Genomic DNA, 12,500 nt, shown 5'->3' with positions numbered 1-12,500 from the left:
AGACCTTTTTTATTTCTTAGATGCTTAATATTTAGAGTGCAGCACGATCTTTTGCCCAATCTCGCAACACAAACTTTTGCAGTTTACCTGTTGAAGTTTTAGGGATTTCAGTAATCACTACGTCTTTAGGTACCTTGAATCGAGCAAGATGTTGTTTGCAGTATTCAATGATTTCTTCAGGTGTAGCTTGTTGCCCTTGCTTCAATTCAATAAATGCGCATGGAACTTCTTGCCAACGTGGATCAGGTTTTGCAACAACTGCAGCTGTCAGCACGGCAGGGTGTTGATAAAGTACTTCTTCCACTTCAAGTGAAGAAATATTTTCACCACCAGAAATAATCACATCTTTCGAGCGATCTGTGATTTTGGCATAACCATCAGGCTGGCATACGGCAAGATCGCCAGTATGGAACCATCCACCAGCAAATGCTTCAGCGGTGGCTTCAGGATTCTTCAAGTAACCTTTCATGACAATGTTGCCACGGAACATAATTTCCCCCATGGTCTGACCATCGTTCGGTACAGGCAGCATCGTTTCAGGATCCAATACTTTCATCCCATCTTGAAGTGGATAAGGTACACCTTGGCGTGAATGTAGTTGAGCTTGTTCTTGGATGCTTAAATCACTCCAGCCTGCTTGCGAAGCACATAGCGCTGATGGTCCATAGGTTTCAGTGAGACCATAGACGTGGGTAACATTGATTCCTAGATTTCGCATACCTTCAATAATGGCAGCTGGTGGCGCTGCACCAGCAACCATCACTTCGACTCGATGATTAATTTCGCGTTGTTGCTCTTTTGGTGTGTTGATCAACATGGACAATACAATTGGTGCACCGCAGAAGTAATCGACTTGATGATCCGCGATCAATTGATAGATCTGTGCTGGATCAACTTTTCGAAGACAAACATTTGTGCCACCGTTGGCGGCCATGGTCCAAGCGAAACACCATCCATTACAATGGAACAGAGGCAAAGTCCATAAATAGGTGGCACGGGGTGTCATACCACAAGCAATGATATTACTCGCTGCATTAATATAAGCCCCACGATGATGATAGACCACACCTTTTGGATTCCCAGTTGTGCCTGAGGTGTAGTTTAAGCTGATGGCATCCCATTCATCCTGTGGTAATTGCCACTCAAACTCAGGATTACCTTGTGAAAGCCAAGATTCATACTCAATTTTTCCAATACGGGGCGCTTGATCATTGAATTCATATTCAGTATCTGCAACATCGATAACATAAATGTCCTGAGGAACTTGTGCTAAAGCTTCCTGTGCTAATTCTGAGAATTCAGGGTCAACTAAAAGTACTTTTGATTCAGCATGTTCAAGCATAAATGCGAGTGTTTTTGCATCTAGGCGCGTATTTAATGTATTGAGTACAGCGCCTGCCATAGGCACTGCAAAATGCGCTTCGATCATGGCTGGAATATTTGGAAGTAATACCGACACAGTATCATTTTTTTGAATACCAAGCTTTTGCAGCTGATCGGCAAATTGACGGCAACGTTTGTACTTTTCTTTCCAGCTAATCCGGCGTGTACCATGAATAATTGCATCTTGCTGAGGGTAGATATAGGCCGCACGCTCTAAATATCTGAGTGGAGAAAGGGCAACAAAATTTGCTGGCGTTCTAGGTAGTTCGTCATACGGACTTAAATTCATTTTAGTATCCATCTTCATTTTTATAATCCTGAGTAAAAGATAAGCAAAAAATAAACGGAATACATTTATCCTTTAGTCGAGCAAACGTGACATTTTGTCAATTAGGCGAAATTTCATATTTTTTAACTTCATTTTATTGCGATTTATTCGTGAAGTTGGTGATATTTATTTGTGCTGAATAATGTAATTGATCGAGAAATGGGGTAAATTTTAAACAGATTTTAAGTTTCAAAATCGAATAATAAAAGCAAAAGGATTTTGCATATGTATATTGTTGGGTGGGGGAAAGATGAAATTAACATCGAACCCAAAGGCTATGCCATGTTTGGCTATGGGATGTGGCATCACCGTGCCTATAAAAAAAGAACTTCGCTGTATGCGAGAACAGTGACCATTCAAAAAGATCAAGATGCCCCATTGATATTATGTTGTCTAGATTTTGGCTGTATTACTTCAGCAATTCGAATCAATGTAATCCAACGCTTGAATGAAACGTTGAGGGATTGTTTCGATCCGCATCGTTTGGTTCTAATGGCAACGCATACCCATTCAGGTCCAGGCGGTTGTGGTTATGAAGCTCTTTATAATATGCCGACACCAGGATTTGTGCCTGAGCACCTTGATGCAGTTGTGGATGCTGTGCAATCCAGTATTCAACAGGCATTATCCAATCGCGATTTTACAGAGATTCGATTAGCGACAATTGACATTCCTGAGCAAGTCCCTGTGGCATGGAATCGCTCGATAAAAGCGTATAATCGAAATCTCGATACTGCATTCGTCGATGAATCTGAAACTTACAAAGCAATCAATCGACAAATGCAAGTCCTTGGCTTTTATCGTGGGGAAAAGCTTCATTCTCTGTTGTCACTGTTTGGTGTGCATGCGACATGTTTGGGCAATCAATTAGACGCTCATGATGGTGATAATAAAGGCTATGCCGCAACACTTTCGGAAGAGACCTTAAGTGCTGCTGGGGTGTATGGACCAGTTTGTATATTTGCGCAAGCAACAGCAGGCGATGTGTCACCACACTTCCATGGAAAGAATCAGACTAAGATCAGAAAAAAGATAAAAGGAGAAGCAGAATACATCTATGCGAGAAACAATGGTCGTATACAGAGTGAGTATGCTTTAGCCGCTTTACTTGAGAAACAGAATCAAAACATCCAATATCAAGATTTGGATGCAGTACTCGAGTATGTGGATATGGCAAATACTGTGGCTGATCCAGAGTTTTCAGGTGGATATAGCAATGCGATAACAAGCCAAGCTTGTCATGGGACAGCATTTATTGCGGGCACACCAGTCGATGGTGTGGGTGCTGCAAAGCCATTGATCATGGCTATGAATTTACTTTCAAAACAATTCAAACGAAGTAAATTGAATTCAAAAGATCCAGTGGAAAGTGCTTATTATCAGAAGCTTTATCATGCTCAAGGACCCAAAAATATTATTTTTGAATCGGGTCAGCATCGGATATTAGGAAAAAAATTAGGTTCACTTCCTGGTGTTTTAGATCCACTCATTGCTGAAATGAATGCTCAAGTTCACGCTGGCGCAATTCAAGAAAGCGATTTAGTGCCACATATTGTGCCAATTCAGCTCATTCGAATCGGTCAACTTTTTTTGGTATGTGTTCCCGGAGAGTTTACAACAACTTCAGGTAAGCGCGTATTAAATACCATTCAGAAAAGTGTATTACCGACATTTCCTAACGCAAAAATTTGGTTTGCATCTTATTGTAATGACTATATGGGCTATGTCACGACATTCGAAGAATATCAAGAACAAGCCTATGAAGGTGGACACACTTTATTTGGTCAATGGACTTTGGCAGCTTTTCAAACCTATTTTAAACATTTGGCTAAACAGATTTGTTTGCCACCTGAACAACGTCAATTATCAAATTGCGTACCTAAAGCAGTACCTCAAAAAGAATTAGAGAAAAGAACCAATCGGGGAAATGTTCAAACCGCCGTTGCACAAAAGGAGTTGGCAACATGAGTAATCTGACACATCATTATTGGTCTAACTGGTCGGGATATTGCCACTCAAACCCGCAACATATCTTATATCCAGACCAATTACATGAATTACAGGATATTGTGATTCAACATCCTAAAGTTCGTGTGGTTGGTGCAGGGCACTCATTTACTCCGTTGGTAAAAACGGATGCGTCTATTATTTCTTTAGACCGATTTTCAAGTGTCTTAAATGCTGATCAGGCTAAATGCCAAGCGACGTTATGGGCAGGTACTCGACTATTCAATTTAGGCCAGCATCTTGCGCCTTATGAGCAGTCGCTTATGAATCAGGGTGATATTGATCAACAAAGTTTAGCTGGTGCTGTATCTACAGGAACACACGGGACAGGTGCAGCGCTATATTCTATTTCAGGCTATGTAGAAGATTTTGAGCTATTACAGGCAAATGGGGATTTAATCCAATGCTCAAAGACGGAGAACCCTGAAATTTTTCAGGCAGGTAGAGTATCGTTGGGATCGCTCGGGATATTAACGAAAATAACCATGCAAAACCGCCCTAGATATAAATTGAAAGAGAAAATTCATTTAGCCCCTGTAGAAGAAAGCCTTGATCAATTTCTCCAATTGATGCACCAACATCGGCATTTGGAATATTTTATTTTCCCTTTTACAGATCAATTAATTTTTAAAACACTTGATGTTACAGAGGGTGAGGTGAAGCCAAGAGAAACTTCTTGGCCATCTGAGGATCAACTTTTAACATGGTGTTGTGAAATTTCTAAAAAAGCCCCTTTTTTGACGAAATATCTTCAAAAATTAGTCGGTGTTTTTGTGAAGCCAACAGAATTCATTGATTGGTCGAGTGATATTTTTGCAACACCTCGGAATACCAAATTCAATGAAATGGAATATCAAATTCCAATTGAGAATGGTATTCAATGCATCAAAGAAGTGATTGCAACGTTTAGAAAATATCAGATAAATTCTTTTTTCCCTATCGAATTTCGCGTGGTCAAAGGGGATGATATTTGGCTAAGTCCTTTCTATCAGCAGGACAGTATTTCGATTTCCATCCATCAATATTATAAGCAGTCACCTCAAAAAGTATTTGATCTTATTGAGCCGATTTTTCAAAAATATCGAGGCCGTCCACACTGGGCTAAGATGCATCAACTGTCTCACCAAGAGATTCCAGCTCTTTATCCGAAATGGAATGAATTTATGCAAATCAGAGAAGCGCTCGATCCCCATCGAAAGTTTCTCAATCCCTATCTTGAAAAACTATTACTTGGGCAACAAGGATGAGAGATGAATAGTTTTTTTAATCAAATGAATGATGATTTGCGGGCACATGGTTTAGGTCAACCTATGCTCTTGATCGATGACGATGCATTAAACTTTAATATTGCTTATGTAAAACAGCAGCTAGCTTCGGCAAAGCACTTAAAACCGCGGTTAGTCGTTAAATCTTTGGCTTGTTTGCCTTTGTTAAAAAAGCTAAGTTTCGATTTAGACACCCAACACTTTATGGTATTTCATATTGATCACTTACAATTGATGTTCAATCATTTTGATCAAGCTGATTTACTCTTTGGCAAGCCGATGCCAATTCGTGCAGTAGAAAGGTTTTATCAAAACCATCACACGCCAATCAAATGCAAGATACATTGGTTAATTGATTCCTTTGCTCGTTTGCAACAATATCATGCCTTGGCTGATCAACTGGGATTTAGCTTCAATATCAATCTTGAAATTGATGTGGGATTACATCGTGGAGGCGTTCAAAATTCTGCTGAATTTATACAAATGCTCAATTATATTCAGCAGCATCAAAAAACGCTAAATTTGAGTGGTTTAATGGGCTACGATGCGCATGTTACTAAACTACCTAAGATGGTGAAGCGTCCAGAAACAGCTTATGCTGAGTCTCAACATATTTATCAAAATTATCAGCACATCTTAAAGCACCAATTCCCAGATTTAAATCATGCTCAGCTGTGTTTTAACGGAGGAGGAAGTCCAACCTTTAGTTTTCACGTGAAACATAGTGTGTGTAATGATCTGTCATTTGGCTCAATGTTGCTAAAGCCCAGCGATTTTGATTCTGAACATCTTTCTTTGCTTAAACCCGCTTTATATATTGCGAGTCCCGTACTGAAAGTATTAGACGAAGTCTCATTGCCAGGGATACCTTCATTTAAAAAAATAAAATTCTTTCAGAAGCATCAAGCGGTTTTTATCTACGGTGGCTATTGGATGGGTCAATATGTTTATCCAGCAAAATCTCATCCTCATTTATTGTATGGACGAAGCACCAACCAGGAAATGATTTGTGTCGATCGTAAAATTGATATCCATCCTGATGACTATGTATTTATTCGACCGAGCCAGAGTGAGGTGGTCATCCCGCAGTTCAATCGCACGTACCTTTATCGAAAAGAAAATGAGTGGAATTCATCTGATTTGGAAACGAGTAGATTTGAACCTTGGGAAAATTTTAGAGAGTAGTGATTAAAAGAAAAAAAGGGATGAAGTTAATCATCCCTTTTTAGCATTGGTTTGAAATTTATTGGACGCCGCCGTAATGGATGCCCGTTAATTCACTGATTTCTTTTTTCCAAGTGGTTAAGTCATCCAAATTAAATTTACTTAAATGGTCATGCCCACAAGCACGCGCCATTACTTGCATCAACTCGACTGAAGCATTGAAGAAGTTGGCGAGTTGCTGTGCTGATTTTTCTATTTCGAGTCTTCGACGCAAATGATCTTTTTGTGTTGCAATACCGACAGAGCATTCATTTGTATTACACGCGCGCATTCCTAAACAACCAATTGCCTGCATGGCAGAGTTAGACACGGCAATGGCATCTGCACCCAGCGCTAAGGCTTTAATAAAATCAGCAGGGACACGTAAGCCACCTGTAATGACCAAACTAATGTCACGACGTCCTAAACGATCTAAATGACGACGTGCCCGTGCCAAGGCAGGAATGGTCGGCACTGAAATATTGTCACGGAATAATGTTGGTGCTGCACCTGTACCACCACCACGACCATCTAGAATAATGTAGTCCACACCTATCGCAATCGCAGCATCAATGTCTTTTTCGATATGCTGTGCAGACAGTTTAAAGCCAATCGGAATGCCACCTGTCTGCTCGCGTATATAGTTTGCAAACTCCTTGTACTGTGAAAGTTCAGTCCAATCCGGGAAGGTTGCGGGAGAAATCGCAGATTGTCCTTCTTCTAAACCACGTACTTCTGCAATTTTACCGACCACTTTATGCCCGGGTAGATGTCCGCCTGTTCCTGTTTTTGCTGCCTGTCCACCTTTAAAGTGAAAAGCTTGGCATTTTTTTACTTTTTCAATGTCATAGCCAAAACGACCAGAGGCCAACTCGTAAAAATATCGTGAATTCGAGGCTTGTTCATCATCTAACATTCCACCTTCACCAGAACAGATGCCAGTACCTGCCATTTCCGCACCCATTGCCAGTGCAGTTTTTGCTTCTTGCGATAAAGCTCCAAAACTCATGTCGGAAACAAATAATGGAATATTGAGTCTCAATGGTTTTTTTGCATTTGCTCCAATAATCACTTCGCTTGCAACGGGGGCATCATCCAGTAGAGGAACTTTCCAAAGTTGAGCTGTGACCAGTTGGATATCTTCCCATTTTGGAAGTTTGTCAAAAGGCACACCCATGGCTGCGGTAGGACCATGATGACCGAAATTTTTTAGACCATTTCGAGCTAATTCTAAGATGAATCTATTGTGTGGCTCTTCAGGAGCAGGCTGAGAATCTGCGTAGAGTCCTTGATAACGATCACGGTTGAATTGCTGTGGATTTCTTTTTTCCCAAGCTTCGATTTCTTCTAAGTCAACATAGACATGATCATCATGAATCCAAGCTTTAAATTTTTGCAGATTTTTATTTAGATATCTCGGGTTAATGCCAGTTTTATAGATGTAATGAGAGCCGTGAAGGCCACATACAATTTTGTCGCCTTGAATATGGGCATCGGACATGAGTGCTCCGCGATGCTGACAACGACCATACATGACTACGACTTTTTCTTCATCATGATCTTCAAGACGAAGAACAACAAGATCCACATTGGCTGCTAAAGCATATGCGGGTTTAAGCGGCTGGAGTGTAGACCAAGCAATTAGTGGGTGAGATTTCATATGACCTGCCTAATGATTTCAGTGGGTTATATTTATTTGTTTAAAAGTATGTTGATCATCTAATAGAAAGCATAAAAGATTATTTTTCTATAATTGGGATAATAGTAATTTAAATATCAAATTGGGAATATATTTTAACTATTTTTGTCATAATTAAAACTGCTATCGCCTAATGCTCGATTAACGGTTTATTAAACAACGTGACACGTGTAAAATCTCTAGCGATTTTATTTATCCACCGTTTTTATCTTTTGAGGTTCGCCTCGATCATAATCTCGCGGTGACATGCTCCATTGTACGGGGCATCACTCCTTAAGGATTTTTTATGCCAATTATTACTTTGCCAAACGGCGATCAAAAACAATTTGATCAAGCTGTCTCTGTCATGGAAGTTGCTCAAAGCATCGGTCCAGGTCTTGCAAAAAATACGGTTGCAGGTCGTGTAAACGGCCATCTAGTTGATGCATGTGACTTAATCACTGATGATGCCACGTTGCAGATCATTACGCCTAAAGATGATGAAGGTGTTGAAATTATTCGTCACTCTTGTGCCCATTTAGTTGGTCACGCAGTGAAGCAGCTTTTCCCCGAAGCAAAGATGGTGATTGGACCTGTCATTGAAGATGGTTTCTATTACGATATCTACAGTGAAAAACCATTTACACCAGATGATATGGCTGCCATCGAAGAGCGTATGAAAAAGCTCATCGATCAAGATTATGATGTCATTAAAAAGATGACACCTCGTGATGAAGTGATCAAAGTATTCACTGAGCGTGGTGAAGATTATAAATTACGCCTCATCGAAGATATGCCAGATGAGACTCAAATGGGTCTTTATTATCATCAAGAATATGTGGATATGTGTCGTGGTCCACACGTACCAAACACTAAATTCTTAAAGTCATTTAAGTTGACGAAGATGTCAGGTGCTTACTGGCGTGGTGATGCGAAAAACGAACAACTTCAACGTATTTATGGTACGGCTTGGGCGGATAAGAAGCAGTTGGCTGCTTATATCAAACGTATTGAAGAAGCTGAAAAGCGTGACCACCGTAAAATTGGTAAAGCGCTTGATCTGTTCCACATGCAAGAAGAAGCACCAGGCATGGTGTTCTGGCATCCAAATGGCTGGACGATCTATCAAGTTTTAGAACAATACATGCGTAAAGTTCAGCAGGACAATGGTTATCAAGAGATTCGCACACCTCAGGTGGTCGATTTTAGTCTTTGGGAAAAATCAGGACATGCTGCAAACTATGCAGAAAACATGTTTACTACACATTCTGAAAACCGTAACTATGCCGTTAAACCAATGAACTGCCCATGTCATGTTCAAGTGTTTAACCAAGGTTTAAAATCTTACCGTGATTTACCAATTCGGCTCGCTGAATTTGGTTCATGTCACCGTAACGAACCATCGGGTTCATTACATGGGATTATGCGTGTTCGTGGCTTCACCCAAGATGATGCACACATTTTCTGTACAACTGAGCAAATTGGTCAAGAAGTTGCTGACTTTATCAAACTGACTTTAGATGTTTATAAAGATTTCGGTTTTGAAGAAGTGCAAATGAAACTCTCAACACGTCCAGAAAAGCGTGTAGGGGATGATAAGCTTTGGGATGTTGCTGAAAAATCTTTAGCTGACGCACTGGATGCAGCGGGTCTCGCTTGGGATTTACAACCTGGTGAGGGTGCGTTCTACGGTCCTAAAATTGAATTTTCTTTGAAAGATTGTTTAGGTCGTATCTGGCAGTGCGGTACAATCCAATGCGATTTTAACTTGCCATTACGTTTAGATGCATCTTATGTCACTGAAGATAACGATCGTGATCATCCTGTAATGCTTCATCGTGCAATTCTTGGCAGTTTTGAACGTTTTATTGGTATACTTATTGAACACTACGCTGGATTTATGCCACCATGGTTGGCACCAATTCAAGCATGTGTGATGAATATTACCGATTCTCAAGCAGATGCTTGTCAGTCAGTCGTCGCTAAATTGCAAGAAAATGGCATTCGAGCGATTTCAGACTTGAGAAATGAGAAAATCGGCTTTAAGATTCGTGAGCGTACTTTAGAGCGTATTCCATACCTATTGGTGCTTGGGGATCGAGAAGTAGAGGAAGGTACAGTGAATGTACGTACTCGCTCTGGAACAAATTTAGGTACTATGTCTATCGATGCATTCGTTGACTTAGTGAAAGTAGCCGTAGCCGAACGCGGCCGGTATATTGTGGAGTAAGAAAGATTAAACAGCCTGACCGTAACCAACAACAAGGTGCTAAAAGCAATCGTCCTGCATTAAATGATGAGATTCGTGCGAAAGAAGTACGTCTCGTTGGCGCTGACGGAGAACAAAAAGGCATCGTTTCACTTGCTGAAGCGTTGCGTGCTGCAGAAGAAGTTGATCTTGACCTCGTTGAGATCGTTGCGAATGCAGAGCCGCCTGTTTGTAAAATCATGGATTACAACAAGCATTTATTTGATCTGAAGCAAAAGCAAAAAGATGCTAAGAAAAAGCAGCATCAAGTTCAGGTTAAAGAGATCAAGTTGCGTCCTGGTACAGACGTTGGTGATTACAATGTTAAGTTGCGTGCTATTCTGAAATTCCTTGAAGAAGGCAACAAAGTTAAAATTACTCTACGTTTCCGTGGTCGTGAGATGGCTCACCAACAATTGGGTCTTGCTCAATTACAAAAGATTGAAGCTGATGTGGCTGAAATCGGTGTAGTGGAACAAGCACCAAAAATGGAAGGCCGTCAAATGGGTATGTTACTTGGTCCTAAAAAGAAAAAGTAAAACCGATTTAGAGAAAAAGCCCTGCACATGCAGGGCTTTTTTTATATGTTGATTGAAGGAATATAGGTACATCCTGAGTTAGTAAAGAGAGGAACGACTGTAGTTGGGGTATAAATCATCAGTTGAATATTTCCATCAGGCAGTACTTTAGTGAAGTCTAATAAACGTATATTTTAAACTTCTCGAATCATTTTGTGGCTTGAGTAAAAAATGTAGTTATTTCGACAGGTAAACTCGTACTTATGCATAGAAAATTCTAGATGGATGGTAAAACTGAATAGGTTTAGAGTGTTTACTGTCTTGAAAGATGACCCAAAAAGGATTTTTTATATTGCACATCAGCACATCAGCACATCAGCACATTAGCACATTAGCACATCAGGAAATTCGTTGCTCAAAGCACCTGTAGATTTGATCTATAAAAAAAGCCGATACTTTTGCATCGGCTTTTTTGTGACTCATCAACTTCGATGTTTTATTCGACATGAACTGTTTTTTCAGTAGACTCTGTATTTTCTAACAGAAGTTTTTTGCCAATTGGAATTTGTCGAGGTAATTTCTCTTCTGGAATGATACGCTCTAAATCGATCACTAATAAGCCGTTTTCATAATCTGCTTGTTGAACTTCAATATGTTCATCTAAGCGAAGCGATAATTTAAATGAACGACGCGCAATTCCTTTATGAAGATATTCGGTTTGTTCAGATTGAATAGCTTCTGGTTTTCCTGTGATCGAGAGAAGCTGATTTTCAAGACTGATATTTAACTCATCTTGACTAAAGCCTGCAGTAGCGACCACGATGCGATATTTATTCTCACCTTTTTTTTCAATGTTATAAGGTGGGTAGTTTGGAGCATCACTTTGCATTGCATAATCAATAAAATCGTTTAAACGATCAAAACCAATGCTACGACGAAACAATGGATGAAGATTTAAGTTACTCATGATTAAAACCTCCTGAGGTCAGCAAAGTCATAAAAATAAGAATGTTGTTCTGTCATGACTATCATCAACAGAATCAGATGATCATCATAAATCTGGCAATTTTTTATATAGGTTCAGACCGAAATTTTTCAATAATAAATTCAAAAAATTTTTAAAAATATTTTATAAATAATTGATTTTTTATAACTTATAAATAAAAAATTTCTATCCTTGTTGTTTGGTTTGAAATGATTTATGGTGGATAAATCAATCAACAAAGGGCATATGGAGCCTGAACTGTAATGATCGATTTATATTATTGGGGAACACCCAACGGATTAAAAATAACAATTGCACTCGAAGAAATGGCTTTAGATTATCAAATCTATCCAATCAATATTTTAGAAAATGATCAGTTCCAAGCTGACTTTCTTGCGATTTCTCCTAATAATAAAATTCCTGCGATAGTTGATCAAAATGGACCAAATAATCAAGCAATTTCGATTTTCGAATCTGGTGCAATACTGCAATATTTAGGACGTAAAACGGGACAATTCTATCCTCAGCACGAAATCGCGAGGATTCAGGTTGAGCAGTGGTTGATGTGGCAAATGGGTGGTCTAGGACCGATGTTAGGTCAAAATCATCATTTCGCTAAATTTGCTAAAGAGAAAATCCCTTATGCGATCGAGCGCTACATGACAGAAACCAAAAGATTATATGGAGTGCTCAATAAGCAGTTAGTTGGGCAAGACTATGTGGCAGGCGAGTACTCTATTGCGGATATGGCAATTTTCCCTTGGTTGATGCGGCACGAGTGGCAAAGTATTCATTTAGCAGAGTTTCCTGAAGTGGAAGCTTATATTCAACGTATCCAACAGAGACCAGCGGTACAAAAGGCGCTTGCACTACTTAAGTAGATCA

9 protein-coding genes are annotated in these 12,500 nt (G+C 39.7%); 6 read left to right on the top strand and 3 right to left on the bottom strand.

The window, feature by feature from the left end:
* Window positions 1-31: 31 nt before the first annotated feature.
* Window positions 32-1,672, bottom strand: a complete 1,641-nt coding sequence (locus AC1M9C_RS07755) for an acyl-CoA synthetase (protein ID WP_481587552.1) — start codon at window positions 1,670-1,672, stop codon at window positions 32-34.
* Between the two features lie 264 nt (window positions 1,673-1,936).
* On the opposite strand from AC1M9C_RS07755, the gene AC1M9C_RS07750 reads away from it, so the two are divergent.
* The 3 genes from AC1M9C_RS07750 to AC1M9C_RS07740 are packed head-to-tail and all read left to right on the top strand — an operon-like array spanning window position 1,937 to window position 6,168.
* Entirely contained in the window at window positions 1,937-3,679 is a 1,743-nt protein-coding gene (locus tag AC1M9C_RS07750; protein ID WP_481587551.1) for a neutral/alkaline non-lysosomal ceramidase N-terminal domain-containing protein, read from the top strand.
* Window positions 3,676-4,965 carry a D-arabinono-1,4-lactone oxidase gene (locus tag AC1M9C_RS07745; RefSeq protein ID WP_481953476.1) on the top strand — a complete coding sequence of 430 codons (1,290 nt, stop codon included), beginning with the start codon at window positions 3,676-3,678 and terminating at the stop codon, window positions 4,963-4,965. The genes AC1M9C_RS07750 and AC1M9C_RS07745 overlap by 4 nt, the downstream gene beginning before the upstream one ends.
* Before the next feature lie 3 nt (window positions 4,966-4,968).
* Window positions 4,969-6,168, top strand: coding sequence for an alanine racemase (locus tag AC1M9C_RS07740; RefSeq protein WP_481587549.1), 1,200 nt, complete (start codon window positions 4,969-4,971; stop codon window positions 6,166-6,168).
* Window positions 6,169-6,226: 58 nt separating this feature from the next.
* Here the strand turns inward: AC1M9C_RS07740 and AC1M9C_RS07735 are convergent, their stop codons facing one another.
* A complete protein-coding gene (locus AC1M9C_RS07735; RefSeq protein ID WP_481953475.1) occupies window positions 6,227-7,846 on the bottom strand; it encodes a glutamate synthase-related protein in 1,620 nt (539 codons plus the stop codon).
* Between the two features lie 325 nt (window positions 7,847-8,171).
* Here AC1M9C_RS07735 and thrS point away from each other — a divergent pair, with 325 nt between their 5' ends.
* Together thrS and infC are read left to right on the top strand one after the other, a co-directional pair.
* Window positions 8,172-10,094 (top strand): threonine--tRNA ligase, encoded by a 1,923-nt coding sequence (thrS, locus tag AC1M9C_RS07730; RefSeq protein ID WP_092768341.1) that lies wholly within the window; start codon window positions 8,172-8,174, stop codon window positions 10,092-10,094.
* A gap of 5 nt (window positions 10,095-10,099) precedes the next feature.
* Window positions 10,100-10,651, top strand: a complete 552-nt coding sequence (gene infC, locus AC1M9C_RS07725) for a translation initiation factor IF-3 (RefSeq protein ID WP_081403231.1) — start codon at window positions 10,100-10,102, stop codon at window positions 10,649-10,651.
* Between the two features lie 475 nt (window positions 10,652-11,126).
* Here the strand turns inward: infC and AC1M9C_RS07720 are convergent, their stop codons facing one another.
* The gene (locus tag AC1M9C_RS07720) at window positions 11,127-11,597 is read right to left on the bottom strand and encodes an Hsp20 family protein (protein WP_179998611.1); all 471 of its coding nucleotides are present in this window, start codon (window positions 11,595-11,597) and stop codon (window positions 11,127-11,129) included.
* 281 nt (window positions 11,598-11,878) lie between these two features.
* Between AC1M9C_RS07720 and AC1M9C_RS07715 the strand changes: the two genes are divergently transcribed.
* Entirely contained in the window at window positions 11,879-12,496 is a 618-nt protein-coding gene (locus AC1M9C_RS07715) for a glutathione S-transferase family protein (protein ID WP_481953474.1), read from the top strand.
* Window positions 12,497-12,500: the final 4 nt, after the last annotated feature.

The sequence above is a fragment of the Acinetobacter sp. 24-47-39 genome (assembly GCF_056783825.1).
Note: the sequence above shows the minus strand (reverse complement) of the source record. Positions and strands in the feature narration are given on the sequence as shown.